Source organism: Aeromonas sp. QDB14, from assembly GCF_027707845.1.
Lineage (GTDB): Bacteria > Pseudomonadota > Gammaproteobacteria > Enterobacterales > Aeromonadaceae > Aeromonas > Aeromonas caviae.
The window spans coordinates 83,254-104,654 of record NZ_JAPCJD010000005.1; the positions used below are offsets into that span (position 1 = coordinate 83,254).

At 65.6% G+C, this 21,401-nt stretch carries 21 protein-coding genes; 18 read left to right on the forward strand and 3 right to left on the reverse strand.

Going from position 1 to position 21,401, the window contains the following annotated elements:
- Positions 1–63: 63 nt before the first annotated feature.
- Together PG887_RS03005 and PG887_RS03010 are read left to right on the forward strand one after the other, a co-directional pair.
- Complete coding sequence (locus tag PG887_RS03005; protein WP_442866330.1) at positions 64–1,122, forward strand: PQQ-dependent sugar dehydrogenase; 1,059 nt, start codon at positions 64–66, stop codon at positions 1,120–1,122.
- A gap of 16 nt (positions 1,123–1,138) precedes the next feature.
- Positions 1,139–1,294, forward strand: a complete 156-nt coding sequence (locus PG887_RS03010) for an entericidin A/B family lipoprotein (protein WP_010673301.1) — start codon at positions 1,139–1,141, stop codon at positions 1,292–1,294.
- A 45-nt stretch (positions 1,295–1,339) separates the two neighbouring features.
- Here the strand turns inward: PG887_RS03010 and PG887_RS03015 are convergent, their stop codons facing one another.
- Positions 1,340–2,134 (reverse strand): DeoR/GlpR family DNA-binding transcription regulator, encoded by a 795-nt coding sequence (locus tag PG887_RS03015; protein WP_010673300.1) that lies wholly within the window; start codon positions 2,132–2,134, stop codon positions 1,340–1,342.
- Positions 2,135–2,390: 256 nt separating this feature from the next.
- Between PG887_RS03015 and ltnD the strand changes: the two genes are divergently transcribed.
- From ltnD to PG887_RS03065, 10 genes are all read left to right on the forward strand, one after another.
- Positions 2,391–3,299 carry an L-threonate dehydrogenase gene (ltnD, locus tag PG887_RS03020; RefSeq protein WP_128313712.1) on the forward strand — a complete coding sequence of 303 codons (909 nt, stop codon included), beginning with the start codon at positions 2,391–2,393 and terminating at the stop codon, positions 3,297–3,299.
- Positions 3,296–4,546: a 3-oxo-tetronate kinase gene (gene otnK, locus PG887_RS03025; protein ID WP_210601708.1), complete on the forward strand. Its 1,251-nt coding sequence runs from the start codon at positions 3,296–3,298 to the stop codon at positions 4,544–4,546. Before ltnD ends, otnK begins: the two co-directional genes overlap by 4 nt.
- A complete protein-coding gene (gene otnC, locus PG887_RS03030) occupies positions 4,539–5,171 on the forward strand; it encodes a 3-oxo-tetronate 4-phosphate decarboxylase (RefSeq protein WP_043758491.1) in 633 nt (210 codons plus the stop codon). Before otnK ends, otnC begins: the two co-directional genes overlap by 8 nt.
- Complete coding sequence (gene otnI, locus PG887_RS03035; protein ID WP_270821146.1) at positions 5,168–5,941, forward strand: 2-oxo-tetronate isomerase; 774 nt, start codon at positions 5,168–5,170, stop codon at positions 5,939–5,941. Before otnC ends, otnI begins: the two co-directional genes overlap by 4 nt.
- An 11-nt stretch (positions 5,942–5,952) precedes the next feature.
- Entirely contained in the window at positions 5,953–6,927 is a 975-nt protein-coding gene (denD, locus tag PG887_RS03040) for a D-erythronate dehydrogenase (RefSeq protein ID WP_270821147.1), read from the forward strand.
- Complete coding sequence (locus PG887_RS03045) at positions 6,924–8,429, forward strand: GntP family permease (protein ID WP_010673294.1); 1,506 nt, start codon at positions 6,924–6,926, stop codon at positions 8,427–8,429. Before denD ends, PG887_RS03045 begins: the two co-directional genes overlap by 4 nt.
- Before the next feature lie 91 nt (positions 8,430–8,520).
- Positions 8,521–9,411, forward strand: coding sequence for a DMT family transporter (locus tag PG887_RS03050; protein WP_103244395.1), 891 nt, complete (start codon positions 8,521–8,523; stop codon positions 9,409–9,411).
- Positions 9,412–9,470: 59 nt separating this feature from the next.
- Positions 9,471–11,408 (forward strand): methyl-accepting chemotaxis protein, encoded by a 1,938-nt coding sequence (locus PG887_RS03055; RefSeq protein WP_270821148.1) that lies wholly within the window; start codon positions 9,471–9,473, stop codon positions 11,406–11,408.
- 680 nt (positions 11,409–12,088) lie between these two features.
- A complete protein-coding gene (locus PG887_RS03060) occupies positions 12,089–13,489 on the forward strand; it encodes an OprD family outer membrane porin (protein ID WP_270821149.1) in 1,401 nt (466 codons plus the stop codon).
- Positions 13,490–13,603: 114 nt separating this feature from the next.
- Positions 13,604–14,434: an SDR family oxidoreductase gene (locus PG887_RS03065; protein WP_270821150.1), complete on the forward strand. Its 831-nt coding sequence runs from the start codon at positions 13,604–13,606 to the stop codon at positions 14,432–14,434.
- A 59-nt stretch (positions 14,435–14,493) separates the two neighbouring features.
- On the opposite strand, the gene PG887_RS03070 is transcribed toward PG887_RS03065, so the two are convergent.
- A complete protein-coding gene (locus PG887_RS03070; RefSeq protein ID WP_039041060.1) occupies positions 14,494–14,826 on the reverse strand; it encodes a DUF1904 family protein in 333 nt (110 codons plus the stop codon).
- A gap of 70 nt (positions 14,827–14,896) precedes the next feature.
- On the opposite strand from PG887_RS03070, the gene PG887_RS03075 reads away from it, so the two are divergent.
- The 6 genes from PG887_RS03075 (at position 14,897) to PG887_RS03100 (ending at position 20,611) form a co-directional block, all read left to right on the forward strand.
- Positions 14,897–15,784 carry a TraB/GumN family protein gene (locus PG887_RS03075; protein WP_041214639.1) on the forward strand — a complete coding sequence of 296 codons (888 nt, stop codon included), beginning with the start codon at positions 14,897–14,899 and terminating at the stop codon, positions 15,782–15,784.
- 155 nt (positions 15,785–15,939) lie between these two features.
- Positions 15,940–16,089: a DUF3149 domain-containing protein gene (locus PG887_RS03080; protein ID WP_010673287.1), complete on the forward strand. Its 150-nt coding sequence runs from the start codon at positions 15,940–15,942 to the stop codon at positions 16,087–16,089.
- A gap of 115 nt (positions 16,090–16,204) precedes the next feature.
- Entirely contained in the window at positions 16,205–16,786 is a 582-nt protein-coding gene (gene smrA / locus PG887_RS03085) for a DNA endonuclease SmrA (protein ID WP_041211226.1), read from the forward strand.
- A gap of 106 nt (positions 16,787–16,892) precedes the next feature.
- On the forward strand, positions 16,893–18,371 hold the full coding sequence (locus tag PG887_RS03090; RefSeq protein WP_270821151.1) for a carboxypeptidase M32: 1,479 nt from the start codon (positions 16,893–16,895) through the stop codon (positions 18,369–18,371).
- Positions 18,372–18,629: 258 nt separating this feature from the next.
- Entirely contained in the window at positions 18,630–20,138 is a 1,509-nt protein-coding gene (locus PG887_RS03095) for an AlkA N-terminal domain-containing protein (RefSeq protein ID WP_202040432.1), read from the forward strand.
- The gene (locus PG887_RS03100; protein ID WP_113069774.1) at positions 20,135–20,611 is read left to right on the forward strand and encodes a methylated-DNA--[protein]-cysteine S-methyltransferase; all 477 of its coding nucleotides are present in this window, start codon (positions 20,135–20,137) and stop codon (positions 20,609–20,611) included. Before PG887_RS03095 ends, PG887_RS03100 begins: the two co-directional genes overlap by 4 nt.
- A gap of 22 nt (positions 20,612–20,633) precedes the next feature.
- Here PG887_RS03100 and PG887_RS03105 read toward each other — a convergent pair whose 3' ends face one another.
- Positions 20,634–21,299: a class I SAM-dependent methyltransferase gene (locus PG887_RS03105; protein ID WP_270821153.1), complete on the reverse strand. Its 666-nt coding sequence runs from the start codon at positions 21,297–21,299 to the stop codon at positions 20,634–20,636.
- Positions 21,300–21,401: the final 102 nt, after the last annotated feature.

A 21,401-nucleotide genomic window follows, 5' to 3' on the forward strand; every position in this document is an offset into this window, starting at 1 on the left:
TTTTCCCGTTTGCCTCCCCTATACTTCAGCGACATTCAGGTCTGGCCGAGCGAGGAGGCCCCCATGTTGCGACTGTTTGCCCTGCTGCTTGTCTGCATGGTGTTCCCGGTGCGGGCACTGACCCTGACCCCGGTGGCGGGGGAGCTACGCCACCCCTGGGGGCTCGCCTTCCTGCCGGATGGCGGCTACCTCGTCAGCGAGCGCCCTGGGCGCCTGCTGCGCATCGATGCGGGCGGCAACCGCCATGTGGTCTCCGGCCTGCCGCCCCTCGCCGCCACGGGTCAGGGGGGTCTGCTCGATCTCGCCCTGGACAGCGATGGCTGGCTCTATCTCAGCTACAGCGAGCCGGGGGACGGAGGCGCCGGCACCGCCGTGGCCCGGGCCCGACTGCAAAAAGAGGCCCTCGTCGACTGGCAACTGCTGTTTCGCCAAGAGCCCAAGGTGGCCGGCGGCGCCCATTTCGGCTCCCGCCTGGTGCTGACGGAGGACCACCTCTTCATCACCCTGGGGGATCGCTACAGCGAGCGGGAGCGGGCCCAGACGCTGGACAACCACCTCGGCAAGACGGTGCGTCTGCACAAGGATGGCCGGGTCCCCGCCGACAACCCCTTCGTCAAGACGCCGGGGGCCCTGCCGGAGATCTGGAGCCTGGGCCATCGCAACATGCAGGGGGCGGCCCTGCGCCCGGGCAGCCAGCAATTCTGGGCCCACGAGCACGGCCCCCAGGGCGGGGACGAGGTCAACCTCATCCTGCCAGGCCACAACTACGGCTGGCCCAGAGTGACCTTTGGCGAGGAGTACGGGGGCGGCAAGATTGGCGTGGGCCAGAGCGCGCCGGGCATGACGGCACCGCGCTGGATCTGGGTGCCCTCCATCGCCCCCTCGGGCATGACCTTTTATCAGGGGGACTTGTTCAGGGAGTGGCAGGGGGATCTGTTCGTCGGCGCCCTGCGTGGTCAGGCCTTGTTGCGCCTGCACCTCGACGGAGACAAGATAGTGTCGGCGGAGCGGCTGCTGACTGATCTGGGGGAGCGGATCCGTACCGTCAAGGAGGGCCCCGACGGCGCCCTCTACCTGTTGACGGATTCAGGCCAGGGGCGCCTGCTCAAACTGACCCCATAGCATGAAAGGAGCAAGGATGAAGACGAATCGCATGCTGCTGGTGCTCTGCACCAGCCTCTGGTTGCTGGGCTGCAACACCATCCACGGGATGGGGCGGGACATCGAGAAGGCGGGGGAGGTGATCCAGGGCTCCGCCAAGCTGACGGACGCACCGGCCGCAGAGGGTCGCTGATCCCGGCCGGGTGGCGCTGTGGTTCGCCGCCTGTCGCCCCTCCTCTTACCCCTGTTCGGCGCTGGCCACCAGACTGGCCAGCGGCGCCATGGTCACCCTGACCCCGTGCTGTGCCAATGCCTCGCGGGCGCTCTGGGGCAACTGCTCGTCGGTGATCACCTGATCGATCGCATCCCAGCTCACCACGTTGAAGGTCCCCACCTTGCCATATTTGGACGAATCGCAGATGAGGATGCGGGTCGCCGCCGACTCCACAACGGCCCGCTTCACCGGCACCTTCTGTTCGCTCGGGGTGGAGATCCCCTGACTGTCCCAGGAGGAGGCTGACAGGAAGGCGATGTCCAGATGGAGGTTGCGCAGGAAGTGGGCGGTGGCCTCCCCGGCACAGGACTGGTTCTCGCGAATGACCTGACCCCCGGTGTGATAGAGGCGGCAGCGGCCGTGCTCAATGAGGTAGGCGCAAACCATGAAGTCGTTGGTCACTATCATCAAGTCTTCCCGAAGCGCCAGCTCCCGGGCCAGCTCCAGGGAGGTGGTACCGGCATCCAGATAGACGGTGCTCCCTTCGCTCACCTGGGCGGCGGCGAGCCGCGCAATGGCCAGCTTGGCCCCCTGCATCAGGCTGCGCTTGGCGGCGTGTGAGGGCTCGCTCTTGATCCGCTGGGAGAGGCTGACCCCGCCGGATACGGAGAGTACCCGCCCCTGCTCCTCCAGCTTCTGGATGTCGCGCCTGATGGTCATGTGGGAGACCTGCAGCCAGTCGGTCAGCTCCACTATGCTGACCACACCGCGCTCTGCCAGCAGTTGCAGGATACGTTGCTGTCGCTCTACGGGAATCATCTTGCCTCGCGCCTCGGGAAAAGGAAGGTGCCATTCTACCCCAGCGACCTGGGAAAAAATGATAAATAACCTGAAACGGGCTCACAAATCACATTTATTCACAATAAACACGCTAAAAATTGACCCAAAAGAATCTCAATCCGCATAAATAACAAAAGTTAACACCAAATAAGTTATTTTTTGTGACGACCGCCTGATATTTCATCGCCGCAAGCCTCTACTATCTGCTCATCAGTCGTAATCGAGGAATCACGAGATGAGCACTCCCTATCATGTTGCGGTCATCGGCCTGGGCGCCATGGGCATGGGCGCCGCCCGTTCCTGCCTGCGGGCCGGGCTCACCACCTATGGCATCGACCTCAGCGAACAGGCCCGCGGCCAGTTGCAGCAGGCCGGTGCAGCCGCCGTCATGGCCGATGCCAGGCCCCTGGCGGAGACCCTGGATGCCGTGCTGTTGCTGGTGGTCAACGCCACCCAGGTGCGCCGCATCCTGCTCGGCGAAGCGGGGCTGGCTCGCCACCTCAAACCGGGCACCGCCATCATGGTCTCTTCCACCATCGCCGCCGAAGAGGCGAGCGCCCTGGCTGCCGAGCTGGCGCTGATGGGGTTGCCGATGCTGGATGCGCCGGTTTCCGGTGGTGCCATCAAGGCCGATGCCGGTGAAATGACGGTGATGGCCGCAGGCGCCGACGCCGCCTTCGACAAGCTGGCCCCGGTGCTGGATGCGGTGGCCGGCAAGGTCTACCGGGTCGGCAGCGAGCCGGGCCAGGGCAGCACAGTCAAGATCATCCACCAGCTGCTGGCCGGGGTGCACATCGCGGTGGCCGCCGAGGCCATGGCGCTGGCCAGCCGGGCAGGGGTGTCCCTGGATCTCATGTATGACGTGGTGACCCATGCCGCCGGCAACTCCTGGATGTTTGAAAACCGCATGCCTCGGGTGCTGGCCGGTGACTACCAGGCCCGCTCCGCAGTGGACATCTTCGTCAAGGATCTCACCCTGGTGGCGGACACCGCCAAGGCGCTGCGCTTCCCGCTGCCGCTCGCGAGCACGGCGCTGAACATGTTCCTCGGTGCCAGCAACGCGGGCCACGGCCAGGAAGATGACAGCGCCGTCATCAAGATCTTCTCAGGCATCACCCTGCCGGGTCAGGAGGAGCAAGCATGAAACTCGGAGTCATCGCAGACGACTTCACCGGCGCCACCGACATCGCCGGTTTCCTGGTGGAGAACGGCCTCTCCACCATCCAGTTTGCCGGCATCCCGGCAGAGGCGGATCTGACCGGGGTCGACGCCGTGGTGATCAGCCTCAAGAGCCGCTCCTGCCCGGCCGATGAGGCAGTGCGCGACTCCCTGGCGGCCCTCGACTGGCTCAAGGCCCGCGGCTGCCCACGCATCTACCAGAAGTACTGCTCCACCTTCGACAGCACGGCGGCGGGTAATATCGGCCCCGTCACCGACGCCCTGCTGGCCGCGCTGGAGAGCAAGTTCACCCTGATCTGCCCGGCCCTGCCGGTAAACGGTCGCACCGTCTATCAGGGCAACCTCTTCGTCGGCGCCCAGCCGCTCGCCGAGTCCGGCATGCGCCATCACCCCATCACCCCCATGACCGACAGCAACCTGCTGCGGCTGATGGAGGGGCAGGCCCAGGGCCGTGCCGGTCTGGTGCCGTTCAATACCATCGCACAGGGTCCCGGCGCCATTGCCGACGCCTTTGAGCAGCTAACGCAAGCGGGTGTGCGCTACGCCGTGGTCGACACCCTGACCGAGCAGCACCTGCTGGACATCGCCACCGCCGCCCTCGACATGCCCCTGGTGACCGGCGGATCCGGCCTCGCCATCGGCCTGGCCCGTCAGCTTGGCAGCGGCGATCTGCAGGGTGCCCGCGAAGCGGGCTGGCCCAGAGGCACCCGCGCCGCGGTGCTGTCGGGCTCCTGCTCCGAGATGACCAACCGTCAGGTGGCCCGCTATCGCCAGCACGCTCCTGCCCTGGCGCTGGATGTGGTGCGCTGCCTCGAAGAGGCCGACTACCCGGCCGAGCTGGCGCGCTGGGTACTGGACCAGCCCCGGACCCCGGCGCCGCTGGTCTACGCCACCACCAGCCCGGCAGAGCTGGCCCGCATTCAGGAAACCCACGGCCAGCAGGCGGCCAGCGACGCGGTGGAACACTGCTTTGCCCGCCTCGCCCAACTGCTGCAAGGCGCCGGGGTGGACCGCTTCATCATCGCCGGTGGCGAGACCTCGAGCCGGGTCACCCAGGCCCTCGGCGTCAAGGCGTTCCACATAGGCCCGCAGATCGCCCCCGGTGTGCCCTGGGTGCGGGCCATCGACGCCCCCCTGTCGCTGGCCCTCAAGTCCGGCAATTTCGGGAGCGACGACTTCTTCGACAAGGCTCAGGAGTACTTCCATGACTGAACAGGCACTGCGCGACACCATGGTGATGCTGGGGGCCTCCCTCTTCCAGCGCGGATATGCCACCGGGGGCGCCGGCAACCTCTCCGCCCTGCTGCCGGACGGCACCCTGATCGCCACCCCGACCGGCTCCTGCCTGGGACGGCTCAGCGCCGACAGGCTCTCTCACGTCAACCTGCAGGGGGAACACCTGGGAGGTGATCGCCCCTCCAAGGAGGTGGCCTTCCACCTCGCCATCTACCACAACAATCCGGACTGCCGGGCCGTGGTGCACCTGCACTGCACCCACCTGACCGCCCTCTCCTGTCTGGAGGGGCTGGATCCGGCCAACGTCATCCGCCCCTTCACCCCCTACTACGTGATGCGGGTCGGCCAGTTGCCGCTCATCCCCTACTACAAACCGGGGGATGCCCGCATCGCCGAGGAGCTGGGGCGCCGCGCTCCCGAAGGCAACGCCTTCCTGCTTGCCAACCACGGCCCCGTGGTGACGGGCAAGGATCTGGTGGATGCGGTCAACAACATGGAAGAGCTGGAGGAGACGGCGCGCCTGGCACTGATGCTTCATGGCCAGTCCATCCGCTACCTGAGCGAACCCGAAATTGATGAATTGAGGAGGATGAAACCATGAGCAAGTTTGCAGCCAATCTCACCATGCTGTTTACCGAGGTGCCGTTCCTGGAGCGCTTCGCCGCCGCCCGCGACGCAGGCTTCGAGGCGGTGGAGTTCCTCTTCCCCTACGAGTGGCCGGCCGCAGAGCTGGGCCGCCGCTTGCGCGAGCAGGGGCTCTCCCAGGCCCTGTTCAACATGCCGCCGGGCAACTGGGCGGCAGGGGAGCGCGGCATGGCCGCCCTTCCGGGGCGGGAAGCGGAGTTTCGCGGCCACCTGCCAACCGTGCGTGACTACGCCCTGGCGCTCGGCTGCACCAAGGTACACGCCATGAGCGGCATCGTGGACCCTGCTCATAGCCTCTCGGCTCACCGCCAGACCCTGATCGACAACATCCGCTTCGCCGCCGACTTCCTGGCCGAAGACGGCATCAAGGTACTGCTCGAGCCGCTCAACGATCGGGATGTGCCCGGTTACTTCCTGGCCCACCAGCTCGACGCCCTGGCCTTGGTGCAGGAGATAGACAGACCCAACGTGGGGGTGCAGCTCGACCTCTATCACGCCCAGATCATGGACGGGGATCTCACCCGTCTCATCGGCAAGCTGGGCCCGGCCATCGGCCACGTCCAGATCGCCTCGGTGCCGGATCGCCACGAGCCGGACGAGGGGGAGATCGCCTACCCCCACCTGTTCAAGGCGCTGGCGCAGGCGGGCTACCACGACTGGATAGGCTGCGAGTACAACCCCAGAGCCGGCACCCGGGAAGGGCTGGGCTGGCTGACACAACAATAACGACCCTGAACATGAACGAGTCTGAGGATAACAAGATGCAGATCATCATCACCGGCGGCGGTGGCTTCCTGGGCCAGAAACTGGCCCGGGCCCTGCTGCAAGGCCCCCACCCCTTCACCGAGCTGCTGCTGGTGGACATCCAGCAGCCGCAACCCCCCCTGCCGGACCCCAGGGTTCGCTGTCTGCGGGCCGACCTCACCGAACCCGGTGTCGCCGAGTCCCTCATCAGCGAGCGGACCACCGTGGTCTACCACCTGGCGGCCATCGTCAGCAGCCACGCGGAGCAGGACTTCGATCTGGGCTGGCAGGTCAACCTGGACACCACCCGCACCCTGCTGGAGGCGTGCCGCCATGCCCGGCCGGGCATCCGCTTCGTCTTCACCAGCTCGCTCGCCGTCTATGGCGGCCCGCTGCCGGAGCTGGTGAATGACGGTACCGCCCTGACCCCCACCTCCTCCTACGGCGCCCAGAAGGCCATGGGGGAACTGCTGGTCAACGACTACAGCCGCAAGGGCTTCGTCGACGGTCTGGTATTGCGCCTGCCCACCATCTGCGTGCGGCCGGGCAAGCCGAACCGCGCCGCCTCCTCCTTTGTCAGCAGCATCATCCGCGAGCCGCTGCAAGGGGAGAGCGCCATCTGCCCGGTGAGCCCAGATCTGCGCCTCTGGCTCTCCAGCCCCGCCACCGTGGTCGCGAACTTCCTGCTGGCGGCCAGACTTCCCGCCACCGGTGACGCCCGCAGCATCAACCTGCCCGGCATCAGCGTGACCGTCGGCGAAATGCTGGAGGCCCTCGCACGGGTCGGTGGCCAGGCGGCCCGGGATCGGGTGCAGTTTGCCGCCGATCCGGCCATCGAGCGCATCGTGGCGAGCTGGCCGGGACGCATCGACAACCAGCGGGCCAGCGCCCTCGGTTTCGCGGCAGACAGGACGTTTGCCGACATCATCGACAGTTTCATCACCCATGACATGCAGGAGGCATCATGAGCGACATCCCAACCCCCATCATCGGTCTCATCATCGCGGTCTTCGTGCTGGTGTTCCTGGTCATCCGCACCCGGGTGCACGCCCTGATCGCCATGCTGGCGGCGGCCTGCATCGCCGGGATCACCGGCGGCATGAGCATCGACAAGACCCTCACCGTGATCACCCAGGGCTTTGGCTCCACCCTCGGCAGCATCGGCATCGTCATCGGCCTCGGGGTCATGATGGGTCGCCTGCTTGAGGTCTCCGGCGCCGCCGAACAGATCGCCTACAGCTTCATCAAGTGGCTCGGCAAGCGCCGCGAGGAGTGGGCACTGGCCATCACGGGCTACATCGTCAGCATCCCCATCTTCGTGGATTCCGCCTTCGTCATCCTCTATCCGGTGGCCAAGGCGCTGGCAAAAAGTGGCAAGCGCTCCCTGCTCACCCTGGGGGTGGCGCTCGCGGGCGGCCTGGTGGTAACCCACCATACCGTGCCGCCGACCCCGGGCCCGCTGGGGGTTGCCGGCCTGTTTGGCGTGGACATCGGCGCCATGCTGCTGACCGGCATGGCCCTGGCCATCCCCTGCGTGCTCGGCATCGTCTTCTACGCCCAGTGGCTCGACAAGAAGTACCCCGAGTTCGGTGCCCAGGCCGCCCAGACCCCGGACGAGCTGCAAGCCACCTATGAGCAGTACCTCAAGGAGAAGGAGGGCAAGACCCTGCCGAGCCTGACCCTGTCGCTGCTGCCGATCCTGGTGCCCATCGTGCTCATCTTCGTCAAGGCCATCTTCACCACTCTGGCCACCCTGGAGGGCATGGACGGCCTGATGGCGAACCCCCTGGTGCAGGGCATCAACTTCATCGGCACCCCCATCATCGCGCTGGCCATCAGCGTGCTGCTGGCGGTCTACACTCTGGTGCCGCACATGGACAGGCACGCCACCGCCGCCCGCCTGGAAGAGGGGCTGCAGTCGGCCGGCATCATCCTGCTGGTGACCGGTGCCGGTGGAGCGCTGGGGGCCGTGCTGCGCGACAGTGGCGCAGGCCAGCAACTGGCCGAGCAGATCGCCCAATTGCCCATCTCCCCCATCCTGATCCCCTTCATCGTGGCGACCCTGGTGCGCCTCATCCAGGGGTCCGGCACCGTGGCCATGGTGACGGCGGCCTCCATCTCCGCCCCCATCCTGGCGCAGATCCCCGGGGTCAACATGCTGCTGGCCGCCCAGGCCGCCACCATGGGGTCGCTCTTCTTCGGCTACTTCAACGACAGCCTGTTCTGGGTGGTCAACCGCATGATGGGCATCTCCGACGTCAAGCAGCAGATGATCGTCTGGTCCATCCCGACCACCATCGCCTGGGCCATTGGCGGCACCGGCGTCGCCCTGCTGAACCTGCTGTTCGGCTCCGGCGGCACCTGGTTCGACCCCGTGCTGCCGCTGCTGGTGCTGGCCCTCATCGTCTGGTACGTCAAGGGGCAGTCCCTGGCTCCGGCGGCAGGGGCCGTCCCGAGCCGGGAGTCATAACCCGCACCGTCACGGCAACGCTGTGTGACGAGGGCCAGTCTGCTAGACTGGCCCTCTTTTTCGTTCATTCATCTTGCAAAGGAGTGTTTGGATGCCTGCGTCTTCCTGGTGGGACAAGTCCACCGGTTTTGCCCTGCTCACCATCTTGTTGTGGGCCTCCCTCGCCGCGCTCACCTCCCGGATCACCAGCGTCTCGCCGCTGGTGCTGGTGGGGCTGGTGCTGCTGTTCTGCGGGGCGGGCACTCTGCCATTCTGGCGCCAGTGGCGCGCCAGCCCCCTCACCTGGCTGGTGACCATCACCGCCCTGCTGCTCTATCACCTGCTGCTGTTCACAAGCTTTCGCCACGCCCCCGTGCTGGAGGCAAACCTCATCAACTACCTCTGGCCGCTGTGCATCATCCTGTTCACCCCCTTGCTGCTGCCGGGTCATCCCCTGAGCCTGCACCATCTGCTGGCCGGGGCCCTGGGTCTCGCGGGATCGGTGCTGGTGATGGTCGATGGTCACCTGCAGTTGCAACAGGCCCATCTGCCCGGCTACCTGCTGGCCCTCGGCGCCGCCATCGTCTGGGGCGCCTATTCCGTGCTCTCCCGCCGCCTGCCTCCCGCTCCCGCCGTGGTCACGGCCGCCGCCTGCCTGCCCGCAGGGCTCCTGGCCCTGCTGCTGGCATGGATGCTGGAAGGCCCCTTGCCATTCGCCCGGATCCCCCTGGGGGACTGGCTGCTCATCGCCGGGCTCGCCCTCGGCCCCATGGGGGCGGCCTTCGTCACCTGGTATCTGGCGCTGCGGGACGGAGATCCGCGCCGCATCGGCGCGCTCGCCTACCTCACCCCCTTGCTGAGCACCCTGCTGCTGGTCTGGCTCAACGGCGAGGCGCTCACCCCGCGCCATCTGCTGGCGGGGGGGCTCATCATGGGCGGCGCCCTGCTCGGCCTGCTGGTGAAGAGCCCAAGTCAACGGGAGCTGGCACGGCCACTGTCATAAAAACGCCATCAGACCTGATTAAGCTCGCGCCCATTGCGTGATTCAAGCAGGAATCTGATGTGAAAATTGCCCATTTTGCCTCCCTCTCTTCCCTCGTCTTGCTGCTGGTGGCCGGTGTCCAGGCCACCGCGCTCTATCATGGCTGGCAACAATTCAACCACTCGGCCCAGGCCCAGCGTCTGCAGGAGCGCCTGCAACAGCAACTGAGCGGTCCGCTGCAGGGGGCGCTTCGCGACTATCTCGGCAGCGGGGATCCCCTGCTGCTGGCCCAGGCACAGGGGGTGCGCCAGCAGGCGCTGGCGCTGCTGTCCCGCCTGGAGGATCCCCAGACCCAGCCGCTAAACGCCCGGCTTGAGCAGATGAAAACCCGCATTGACGGCGACTATCTGGCGGCGGGCAAGCTCTCCGGCAACAGCCAGTGGTTGCTGCAAAATGCCGAGAACGAGTTGACCACCCAGGCCAAAGCATTGCTCCGTTACGGCCAGCAGGGAGCAGCCGCCGGGCGGGATCCTGCCCTTGCCGAGCAGTATCGCCAGGGGGCGGCCGACATCCTGACCGCCCTCCCCTCCCTCGCCCACCAGCGCCAGAACTACATGGAGCAGGCGAGTGCCAAGCGTTTCGAAGGGCTGCAATTCGAACTGGCTGCCCTGCAAAAGCAGGCCGACTCCCTGGCCGCCCTGCCGAGCCTGGCACTTTTCGAGGAGGCACCGGCCGACGAATTCACCCTGGGAGAGCCGATACGCAAGGAGCTCGGGGATCAGCCCAAAGCCGAGCTGACCTCCCTGCTCAAGCGCTATCCCCAGGAGCTGGAAAACAGCCGCAAGGCGCTGCAGCAGCAGCAGGCCGCTCGTCAGATGGTGCAGCAGGACATCACCCAGCTGCTGCAAGCGGGGGAGCAATTGGGTGAACAACTCGCCGCCGCCCGTCAGACCATGAACCGGGAGCTGGCCACCGTGCTCGGCGTGCTGGCGCTCTGCCTGGTCGTGGTGGCCCTGCTGTTCGCCCTGGTGCAGCGTCGCTGGCTGGTCAGGCCCCTGCTGCAACTGCGGGCAGCCTTCCTGCAGCTCGACGCCACGGGTCAGGCCCAGCTGCTGACCCCGGGGCGCGAGCGCAACGAACTGGCGGACATCGTCGCGAGCTACAACCGCCTGATACAGCGCCTGCAACAGGATCAGCAGCAGAAGGCGGGGCAGCTCTCCAGCGTCTCTTCCAGCCTGCAGGAGATGGTGGAGCAGGTGCAGGAGATCCATCACAGCACCCGCACCACGGAGCAGGCGGTGGATGAGAGCGACACCATGATGCAGGAGCTCAACCAGCTCGCCAGCGAGGTGCACCAGGTCGCCGCCGAAATCGCCCAGCACGCCCAGCACAATGAACACTCCATGAGCCAGAGCGAGCGGCTGGTCGGGGGCATGCTGACCGCTACCGCCCAGACCGGGCTCGCCATCGACGAGAGCAGCGGCGCCCTGGCCCAGCTGACCCGCTCGGTGGAGGACGTGACTGCCATCGTCGACGTCATCGGCCATATCTCCCAGCAGACCAACCTGCTGGCCCTCAACGCCGCCATCGAGGCGGCCAGGGCCGGGGAGCAGGGACGCGGCTTCGCGGTGGTAGCCGACGAGGTGCGCCACCTCTCCGCCGACACCCAGCGCTCCCTCGGCCAGATCACCGAGATCCTGGCCAGCCTCACCCAGGCGGGGGATCAGCTCGCCACCGTGCTGGCCCGCATCACCGCAGAGGCCGCCGAGCAGCGCCAGCAGGCGGAGCAGCTGCGCCAGACCACCCTGACGGTGCGGGAGATGGCGCGCAGCACCGCCGTCATCGCCCTGCAGGGCGCCGACAATGCCAAGAGCCAGGAGCACAGGCTGGCGAGCTTCGCCGCCCTCATCGGTCGCATCAGCCAGCACGCCCGCCAGGGCAGCCGCCTCTCGGTACAGGTCTCGGAGCACATACACCACCAGGCCCAGCAGATCCCCCGGATCCTGAGCCAGGCCTGATAACCCCCGGGTCTGGTTCGCACCAGACCCGGGGCGCGTTCCCTGTCTACCTGCCCGCGGCCCGGCCTTGCCGCAACCCTTCCCCTGATACTCCCGTCACGTCTTCACGGGCGATGACGGGTTGCCTCATCCATTCAGTCACAGGCCCTCTCACCCCTTTCACATCCCTGGTCCCCCTGTCTGTCGGGGCGACGGCTCACGCTCACGACAGTGGGCATCCCACCGGGCCCATCTTTTTTTGTGATACAAAATTATATGTTGCCACCGGGTTAACAAAGAAAGTTCTGCCTTGACGGCAAGATCTGCGCAGGAGAACGGTGAAATCACCATAAAAGCGCTGTCATTGCCGACATGAGTGGCCTGGGAGTGCCCACACCAAGAATCATGATTATTTGCACTCGGTCATATTTTTGAAACTTGCCGGGAACTTTACATTGATATTTCGCACCGCGAACGTACTCTTGGTGATGTCAGATCGCCAAGGATCGACAGCCAAAAAATAACGACTGTAACGATGCAGATAGCCCCGACCGATGCGCCAAGGCATCAGACACAAGGGCACGACAGAGAACCATTTTTTGCCCTTCGGGGTGTTGATTGCAATGCCAATACCGAGCGGCGGGTGCCTACCCGGCTGCCGGATAAAAAAGCTAAGTCCATAAAATCAGGAGCAATAACAAATGGAAAAAGTGATCTTCAAGCGCGCCGCGTTGAGTGCTGCCGTGGTCGCGGCACTGGTCGCCCCCGGCATGGCGTTCGCCGCTCAAGACATGATGAGCCCGGAATACGGCAAGTCCTACAGCGCCTTCATCGACGAAGGCAAGCTCACCGGTGGCCTGTTCTACTTCCAGCGTGAGCGTGATCGCGTCCAGGCCGGTCCGGGTCAGGATGGCAAATACCACTCCAACCTGAGCCATGCCACCACCCAGGCAGCCCTGAACTTCAACTCCGGCTATGCATGGGGTGTGGTCGGCGTCGACGTGGGCGGCTTCGGTGCCTACGATCTGGCCGTTGACGAGAGCAATGGCGTCAACGAAGAGAACGAGTTCTCCTTCTGGGGCGACAAGTGGGGTTCAGGTGGTGACGGCGTTCCCGAGAACGGCTTCAGCCTCTCCAACGCCGCCCTGAAATTCAAGTTCGGTGACGCCGTCACCGCCAAGGGTGGTTACACCCAGCTCTATGTACCCGGCATCCTCGGCGTCAACTGGTCCTATCAACCCGGTACCTACCGTGGTGGCCAGATCGAAGGCACCTTCGGCGGCCTCTACCTGACCTACGCCATCGCCGACGAGTACAAGGCTCCCTGGTTCAAGAACACCACCGGCTTCTCCAAGAGCAGCCCCTATGCCAGCGATCCCTTCACCGATGCGAACAAGATCGACTATATCCACGGTCTGGCCGCTCGCTACACCTTCGAGAACGGCACTGCCGTCACCGCTGGCTTCGGTCAGTCCGAAGGCTACATGGGCAGCTACCACTTCAAGCTGGCCCACAAATTCGACGTACTGGGTGGCCTGAACACCAGCTACCAGTTCTACGGTTCCGACACCGAGAACAGCGACTATGACGGCCTGGCCTGGCAACAAGCCCTGACCGCCAGCTGGGCAGCCGGCCCCTATGGCTTCCGTCTGGAAGGCCTGTGGACCAAGGCTGAAGGGGATCTGGGCAACTACCTGCCCCGTCTGACCCGCGGCTACGGCAACTCCCAGGGCGCGAACGAAATCTGGTGGGATTCCCGCTCCGACTGGAACCACAACGACGAGAAAGCCCTGTTCTTCGGCGTGACTCGTTCCCTGGATGATCTGGTGGGTGCACCGGGCTGGGGCGTGGGTGTCTCCGGTGCCTACGGCTGGGATGCCAACAACGGCGACAAGTCCCTGGAAGGCGGCAAAGAGTGGGCAGCCAACTTCGACGTCATGTACACAGTGCAGGACGGCAAGCTGAAGGGCACCCTGTTCAAGCTGCACTACACCGACTACAACAACGAACAGGACGACAAGGGCAGCTGGTACTACCCGAACATGTTCAGCTCCGAGCATGACGTCAAGTTCCACATCATCATGCCGTTCACCATCATGTAATCAGGCATCTGATGTGACCGAAAACCGGGCCTCTGGCCCGGTTTTGTTTTTGGTGGCACCACGCTACCATGCCAGCTTCGGGCCACCTGCCGGCCGTCAATCAGGACCATGCTCATGCCCCATCCCTTCGTGCTCGTCACCGGCTGCTCCAGCGGCATCGGCCTCGCCGCCGCAAGAAAGCTCGGTGCCTGGGGCTTCACCGTCATCGCTTCCGCCCGCAAGGCCGAGGATGTGGCCCTGCTGCAGCAGCAGGGTCTATTGGCGGTGCAACTGGATCTGGCGGACAGCACCAGCATAGAGCGAGGGGCGGCAGAGGCGCTGGCCCTGGCAGAAGGGCGCCTATACGGCCTCTTCAACAACGGCGCCTACGGCCAGCCCGGTGCGCTGGAAGATCTGCCCACCGAGGCGCTGCGCGAGCAGTTCGAGACCAACCTCTTTGGCTGGCATCACCTCATTCGCCAGGTATTGCCCCCCATGCTGGCGGCAGGCGAGGGGCGCATCGTGCAGAACAGCTCGGTGCTTGGCCTGGTGGCCATGAAGTATCGTGGCGCCTACAACGCCAGCAAGTTCGCGCTGGAAGGCTATACCGACACCCTGCGCCTGGAACTTGCGGGCAGCGGCGTGCACGTCAGCCTGATCGAACCCGGCCCCATCGACACCCGGTTTCGCGCCAATGCCCGGGAGGCCTTCCTGCGCCACATAGATCCCGCCACCAGCCGCCATCAGGACGCCTATGCCCAGACGCTGGCCAGGCTGGAGCGTGAAGGGGGTGCCCGCGGCTTTACCCTGCCAAGCGAGGCCTGCATCCCGCCGTTAGTGCATGCGCTCACGAGCAAGCGCCCCAGGCACCGCTACCCGATCACCTTCCCGACCAAATTGTTTACCGTGCTGCGCCGCCTGCTGCCAAGCCGCTGGCTGGACAAGCTGCTGATCAAATCCGCCTGATAAAGGTGCCCTCGGCGGGCCTCCTCTTGACATGCACCTGTCTTAGCAACGATGCCCGCTCAATAGTGCTGGCCGTTGCTGTAGTAGTGACTCTTGACGATGGGCAGCACCTGCACCACCACATAGGTCTGCTCCCCCAGCACCGCTTTCAGGTGGCGGGTGATGAGGGCGGCGGCGGCATCCTGCATCTCCTGCGGTCGCTCGAACCAGACCAGCTCCACGAAGGGAAAACCGGCTTCGGGCTGGCCATCTCGTACCCACTGGCTCGGCACGCACTCCAGGGTGACGAACTCCGGCTTGCCACCGGTCAGGGCGCAGAGGTCCGCCATCAGGGGGGCGCTTATCCGCTGCAGGGTGTCGACAGAAACTGCCCGAAAACGAAGGTGGGGCATGGGAAACCTCTTGGCTGTGACAAATGAGGACTTATCATAGAGCACTCATCCCGCTCATATAAGGTGCCTCATGAGATTCCATCCCACGCTGCTCTCCTTCCTGCTCTGCCTGCTGCTGCCGCTCCATGCCATGGCCGATCCGGCCTTTTACCGCATCAACAAGGGCAACGAACAGCACTGGCTGCTGGGGTCCATCCATGCGGGCAAACCCTCTCTCTATCCCCTGCCGGACCCGGTGGAGCGCGCCTGGCAGCAGAGCCGCGCCCTGGTGATGGAGGTGGACATGACCCACATCAGCCAGGAGCAGTGGCAGGAGATGGGCGCCATCACCCGGCTCGTCGACGGCAAGACCCTCAAGGATCACCTGCCCATCGACCTCTACCGTCGCACCCTCATCGCCGCGGGCCAGAACGGTCTGAACGAGAGCATGCTGGCCCCGCTGCGTCCCTGGTTTGCGGCCATTACCCTGACCCAGGCAGCCCTGGAGCGCACCGGCTATCGCGGTGAATACGGTGTCGACCAGCACTTCGCCAAGCGGGCGAACGACGGCGGCAAGCCCATCGTCGGGCTGGAGACCCTGCTGGAGCAGCTCGGCTATCTCGCGAGCGTCGGCGACAACCAGACCTTGATGCTGGAGAGCACCCTGGACGAGCTGCCCGACATCCAGCAGGGGTTCGACGCCGTGATGACCGCCTGGCAGAATGGGGACGAGGCCACCCTCATCAATCTGCTCAGGGAGGAGATGGCGCCGCCCAAGCTGCAAGCCTGGCTGGAACAGACCCTGCTGGCAGAGCGCAACCGCAACTGGGTCAAGAAGTGGCCCAGCCTGCCGAACGAGAGCTTTATCGTAGTAGGGGCCCTGCATCTTTACGGCGAGCACGGGCTGCTCGCCCTGCTGGAGCAGCAGGGCTGGCGCATCACGCCCCTCACCGAACCGACCCTGGAGAAAGCAAAATAGCGTCCAGTCCGGCGACCTGACGCGCCGGATGCGCGTCGGCTCACAGAATTCGCTGCCGATTAAATAACCAGAGAGGGAGTTGATCGAGATCATCCCCTCCCTCCTGAAGAGGTATCTATCATGCCTGTCACCGCCCAGTGACAGGAGTGAACGAGATGGAATTCTGGATGAACCTGATGTTCGGCAACAGCGTGGGGCTGATGTCCATGCTGGTGATTTTCGGCACCTTCCTGCTCATCAGCGCCTACGCGGTCTATTTCATCTACAAGGTGATGCACGCAGAGCCGCCCAAAGAGGGGCAATAACCAGGCTCGCTCAGACCGCCCTCCCCGGCAGGGCCGGGGCCCGCGAGCGTTGCCATTCTAAGGCCCACCAAGGCCCGCTATACTGGCTCCCTCATTTCCATGCGGGGAGCCTGCCGTGTCTCATAACGACGAACTCTCACTGTTCCTGCAGGAAGTGGCCGACGTGCGGCCCCTTCGCAGCGACCATATCGCCCCCGTTGCGGGCAACAGCCAGCCCACCGAGGCGCAACTCGCGCGCCGGGAAGCCGCCACCGCCGAACAACTCACCCTGGATCACCTCGGCACGGAAGCAGTCGAGATGCTGGACCCCCATGCCATCGTCGGCTTCAAGCGTGACGGCGTGCAGGAGGGGGTCTACAAGAAGCTGCGCCTTGGCAAATACGAGCTGCAAGGCTCCCTCGACCTGCACCACAAGACGCTCAACGAGGCCCGTATCGCCCTGGTGCAGTTCGTCCAGGAGTGCGAAGTGCGGGATATCCGCTGCCTGCTGATCCTGCACGGCAAGGGGGAGCGCAGCACCCCGCGTGCCCTGCTCAAGAGCCATGTCAGCGCCTGGCTGCCACAGTTGCCTTCGGTGATGGCCATGCACAGCGCCGAGCGCCGCCACGGCGGCAGCGGTGCGCTCTACGTATTGCTGCGCAAGAGCGAGCGCAAGAAGGCGGAAAACCGCGAACGGCACCAGAAGCGCCTCGGCTGACTGCCTGAGGGTGGCACCAGGGTGGATGGCAGTGCTAGCATCGGGCGGCCCCGATCATGCCAGGTACGGGGTGCATACCATCAGGGACGATAACAAGGACAATCCCATGTCATACCAGAAACTCGAACAACATCAGCAACAACTGCACCGCCTCTCCCACCTCTCCGCCATCTGCGGCTGGGATCAGGCCGCCATGATGCCGGAGGGGGGCAACGAGGCCCGCGCCGAGGCGATGGCGGAGCTCGGCGTGCTGATCCACGGCAAGCGCACCGCCCCCGAGCTTGGGGAGTGGATTGCCAAGGCAGAGAGTGAACCGCTGGACGAGCACCAGCGTGCGAACCTGCGGGAGATCAAGCGCCAGTGGCAGGATGCAAGCCTGCTGCCGGGGGCGCTGGTGGAGGCGCTTTCCCTCGCCGGCAGCAAATGCGAGCACGCCTGGCGTCGCCAGCGCAAGGAGAACGACTGGGCAGGTTTTGCCCCGAACCTCGAGGAGGTGGTGCGCCTGTCGCGAGAGGTGGCTCGCCTGCGCGCCGACGCGCTCGGGGTGCGCCCCTATGACGCCATGCTGGCGCTGTACGAGCCCGGCATGACGAGCGCGAGGATGGATCAGATCTTCGGCGATCTGACGAGCTGGTTGCCCGGCCTCATCCAGACCGTGAGCGAGCGGCAGAAGAGCGACACCATCCTCACCCCGCAAGGCCCGTTCCCGGTTGCGACGCAGCAGGCGCTCGGCCAGGAGGTGATGGGGCTGCTCGGCTTTGATTTCGCCCACGGCAGGCTCGATGTGAGCAGCCACCCGTTCTGCGGCGGCGTGCCGACGGACGTGCGCATCACCACGCGCTACAACGAGCAGGAGTTCGTCTCCAGCCTGATGGGCATCGTCCACGAGACGGGCCACGCACGCTACGAACAGGGCCTGCCGCGCACACTGCTCGGCCAGCCGGTGGCCGAGGCGCGTTCCATGGGCATTCACGAGAGCCAGAGCCTGTTCTGCGAGATGCAGCTCGGCCATCACCCCGCGTTCCTCGCGCTGATTGCACCGCGCATCCGCGCGCACTTCGGCGAACAGGCCGCGCTCGCCCCCGCGAACCTCGAGAAGCTGTACAACAGGGTCGAGCCCGGCTTTATCCGCGTCGATGCGGACGAGGTCACCTACCCGGCCCACGTCATCCTGCGCTACGAGCTGGAGCGGGACCTGATGGAAGGGCGCATCGAGGTCGCGGACATCCCCGAGCTGTGGGACGCGAAGATGCAACAGTGGCTCGGCTTGTCCACGAAGGGCAACTACCAGAACGGCTGCATGCAGGACATCCACTGGACGGACGGCTCGTTTGGCTACTTCCCGAGCTACACGCTCGGCGCCATGTACGCGGCGCAGCTGCGCTTTGCACTCGAGCGTGAGCTCGGCGACATGGGCACGCTCGTAGAGTCCGGCCGCCTGCCGGAGATCTTTGGCTGGCTCGGTCGCCATATCTGGTCCCAGGGCAGCCTGCACGGCACGGACGAGCTCATTCGCCGCGCGACCGGTGAGGCGCTCAATCCCCAATGGCTGCGCAAACACCTCGAACAGCGCTATCTGAAATAAGCGAGGTTGAACCCCCTCCCAGCCTCCCCCTTCACAAGGGGGAGGAGCTAACCCCGCCCCCGTTCACAGAGGGGAGCTGTTTGTCCCCTCCCCTTACGAAGGGGAGGGTTAGGGTGTCCTGCCCCCCTAACCTTACAAAGGGAGGACTGGGATTCCTCGGATCGCACTATTTTTGCTATCCCTGTCCGTTTTTGGCTAGTCACCCCTCTCGCCCCCGCTTAGTCTCTGGGACATGCCCACAGCAACCCGAACCATGCCATGACCACAGAGCCCCCGCATTCATCCCAACGGGACGAGATCATCCCGGGTCTCACCCGGGAGCAGTGCCACGCCGCACGCCTCGCGCGAGACGCGCGTTTCGATGGTCGCTTCTTCACCGGGGTGCTCTCCACCGGTATCTATTGCCGCCCCGTGTGTCCGGCGCGTGCACCGCACGAGCACAATGTGCGCTATTTTCGCTTCGCGGCGGCGGCGGAGCAGCACGGGCTGCGCCCCTGCCTGCGCTGCCGCCCCGAGCTCGCACCGGCCCAGAGCGGGGATCTGCCACCGCTCGTCGCCCAGGTGCTGGCGCGCATCGAGCGCGGCGAGCTGGCGGAGCACAGCCTGGGCTCCCTTGCAACGCAGGCCGGGATCACGGAGCGCACGCTGCGGCGCCAGTTCGAGCAACACCTCGGCGCCTCGCCGAAACAGGTGGAGCAGACGCGCCGCCTGCTGCTTGCGAAGCGGCTGCTGACGGAGACGCGCCTGCCCATCACGGACGTGGCGTTTGCCGCAGGCTTTGCAAGCATTCGCCGCTTCAACGACGCCTGGCTGCAGGCGTATGGGATGACACCGGGCGCCCTGCGCAAGCAGGAAGGGGGCGCGGAGCAGGAGACGCCGCAATCGAGCCTGCAACTGCACCTGCTGTATCGCCCGCCGTTCGACGTCCAGGCCATGCTCGCGTTCTACCGGTTGCGCGCCATTCCGGGGCTGGAGCGGGTGGATGAGCACGGTTACGAACGCCGTCACCGGGTCGGCGAGCAGGAGGGGCTCATCCGCATCGAGCCCGTCGAGGGGGAGAGGCTCAGACTCACGGTGCGGGATCTGCCGCCGGGAGCGCTGCCGGACATCCTGTACCGCGTGCGCCGCATGTGGGATCTCGACGCCGACATGAGCCGCATCGGCGAACACCTGGGGCAGGATCCGCTGCTCGCCGGCATCCAGGGACGATGGCCCGGAGTGCGGCTGCCGGGGGGGTGGGATGAATACGAGGTGATGCTGCGCGCCATCGTCGGCCAGCAGGTGTCGGTCAAGGGTGCCATCACCATCATGGGGCGCCTGGTGGCGCGCACCCTGGCGCAGTTCGGTACCGCACAGCTGCCCACCCCGACCCAGCTGTGCGAGCTGGATCTCGACGGCATCGGCATGCCGGGCAGCCGCATCCGCACCCTGCAAGGGCTGGCCTCGGTGCTCGCAAGCGGCGCGCTCACCCTGGGCAGCGCAAGCGACGAGCAACTGCTCGCGCTGCCGGGCATAGGTCCCTGGACGGTCGCTTACTGGCGGCTGCGCTGCGGGCTGGACACGAATGCCTTCCCCGCCTCGGATCTCGTGCTGCAAAAGGCGCTGGGGGGCGGTGACAAGCTGCCGGTGAAAGAGGTGACAGCGCGCAGCGCCCCCTGGCAGCCGTGGCGCGCCTATGCCGCGAGCTGGCTGTGGCACGCCATGAGTGAACAACCGGCGCTGCTCACCCGGCCAACACAGACACAAGACGAGGAGAAGAGCCCATGATCCGCTATGACATGATGCCCACCGACCAGGGCGAACTGCTGGTCGCCATCGACGAGCGCGGCCTGGTCCATGTGGATTTCCTGGCCGGACTGCGGCCGCTGCCCGACATGCGGGACTGGCTACAGGACGGCGAGGCGCTCGCCCCCTTCCTCGCCGAGTTTCGGGACTACTTCGCGGGCCGGTTGCAGCGCTTCACCCTGCCGCTCGCCCCCAGGGGCACGGCGTTTCAGCAAGCGGTGTGGCAGGCGCTGTGCGACATCCCCTACGGGGAGACCCGCAGCTACGGCGACATCGCCCGCGCCATCGGCAAGCCAAACGCGGTGCGGGCGGTGGGTGCCGCGAACGGCCGCAATCCGCTCTCCATCATCATCCCCTGCCACCGGGTGATCGGCCAGAATGGCAGCCTCACCGGCTATGCGGGAGGCCTGCCCATCAAGCAGGCACTGCTGACGCTGGAGAGGGACTCTCGTTGATCCGGCGCTACCCGGCCAGGGCTCACTGCCGCTGCGCCAGCCAACCGTGAAACCCCAGCGCCTGAAAGAAGCGGTGCGCCGCCGCGAAACCGGCCCCTTGCAAGAGGCGCCGGGTCTGTCCCTCGTCCAGGGAGGTGAAATCCTCCCCTAGGCGGCGCACCATCTGCTCGCAGGCAGGAAGCGGCAAACCGGCGAGGGCGGCTTGCAACCCCATCGCCTTGCGCTCAAGCGGGTCCGTGGGCGCCATCAGATCCGCCAGCAGCAGGGGAGCGCCAGGATTGAGCTGGCGATAAATATCACCCAATAGCGCGGTTTTGGCATCTTGCGCCAGAAAACGCAGAACCAGCAGACAGAGTGCACCATCGCAAGGCTTATCCACCACAGGCAATGCGCCCAGATGCCAGCACACCCTCTCCCCCATGCCCGCCTGCTCGGCCCGCATCCTGGCCTGGGCCAGCATGTCCGCCGAGATATCCTGGGCCACAAAGGTCCAGCGGGGGCAGAGACGGCCAAGCAGCAGCAACTCGCTGCCCGTGCCCACCCCCACCAGCAGCACACGGGCCTCCTGGCCCAGCGCGGCCATCAGCCGGGAGGCACAAAGCTGGTGCAGCAGCTCGTAGCCTGGCACCAGCAGGGGGATGCGGCTGTCATAGGCCTTCGCCCCTTCTCCTTCGAATCGCTCCGTCATCTTTTGCTCCTTTGGTGTGAGCCCCCTTGATAGGGGCTGCCGCCGGGAGAAGGTCAAGAGCCACAGGGACGAGCCAGTTGCCAGCCCAGCCCTTCCCATGAA

Excerpts from the sequence above, each read along its gene's own strand:
- otnI (WP_270821146.1), top strand. The coding sequence starts at position 5,168 with ATGAGCAAGTTTGCAGCCAATCTCACCATGCTGTTTACCGAGGTGCCG.
- PG887_RS03050 (WP_103244395.1), top strand. The coding sequence starts at position 8,521 with ATGCCTGCGTCTTCCTGGTGGGACAAGTCCACCGGTTTTGCCCTGCTC.
- otnC (WP_043758491.1), top strand. The coding sequence starts at position 4,539 with ATGACTGAACAGGCACTGCGCGACACCATGGTGATGCTGGGGGCCTCC.
- PG887_RS03065 (WP_270821150.1), top strand. The coding sequence starts at position 13,604 with ATGCCCCATCCCTTCGTGCTCGTCACCGGCTGCTCCAGCGGCATCGGC.
- PG887_RS03080 (WP_010673287.1), top strand. The coding sequence starts at position 15,940 with ATGGAATTCTGGATGAACCTGATGTTCGGCAACAGCGTGGGGCTGATG.
- PG887_RS03015 (WP_010673300.1), bottom strand. The coding sequence starts at position 2,134 with ATGATTCCCGTAGAGCGACAGCAACGTATCCTGCAACTGCTGGCAGAG.
- otnK (WP_210601708.1), top strand. The coding sequence starts at position 3,296 with ATGAAACTCGGAGTCATCGCAGACGACTTCACCGGCGCCACCGACATC.
- PG887_RS03105 (WP_270821153.1), bottom strand. The coding sequence starts at position 21,299 with ATGACGGAGCGATTCGAAGGAGAAGGGGCGAAGGCCTATGACAGCCGC.
- PG887_RS03095 (WP_202040432.1), top strand. The coding sequence starts at position 18,630 with ATGACCACAGAGCCCCCGCATTCATCCCAACGGGACGAGATCATCCCG.
- PG887_RS03075 (WP_041214639.1), top strand. The coding sequence starts at position 14,897 with ATGAGATTCCATCCCACGCTGCTCTCCTTCCTGCTCTGCCTGCTGCTG.
- PG887_RS03070 (WP_039041060.1), bottom strand. The coding sequence starts at position 14,826 with ATGCCCCACCTTCGTTTTCGGGCAGTTTCTGTCGACACCCTGCAGCGG.
- PG887_RS03045 (WP_010673294.1), top strand. The coding sequence starts at position 6,924 with ATGAGCGACATCCCAACCCCCATCATCGGTCTCATCATCGCGGTCTTC.
- PG887_RS03005 (WP_442866330.1), top strand. The coding sequence starts at position 64 with ATGTTGCGACTGTTTGCCCTGCTGCTTGTCTGCATGGTGTTCCCGGTG.
- PG887_RS03060 (WP_270821149.1), top strand. The coding sequence starts at position 12,089 with ATGGAAAAAGTGATCTTCAAGCGCGCCGCGTTGAGTGCTGCCGTGGTC.
- denD (WP_270821147.1), top strand. The coding sequence starts at position 5,953 with ATGAACGAGTCTGAGGATAACAAGATGCAGATCATCATCACCGGCGGC.
- PG887_RS03090 (WP_270821151.1), top strand. The coding sequence starts at position 16,893 with ATGTCATACCAGAAACTCGAACAACATCAGCAACAACTGCACCGCCTC.
- PG887_RS03100 (WP_113069774.1), top strand. The coding sequence starts at position 20,135 with ATGATCCGCTATGACATGATGCCCACCGACCAGGGCGAACTGCTGGTC.
- ltnD (WP_128313712.1), top strand. The coding sequence starts at position 2,391 with ATGAGCACTCCCTATCATGTTGCGGTCATCGGCCTGGGCGCCATGGGC.
- PG887_RS03010 (WP_010673301.1), top strand. The coding sequence starts at position 1,139 with ATGAAGACGAATCGCATGCTGCTGGTGCTCTGCACCAGCCTCTGGTTG.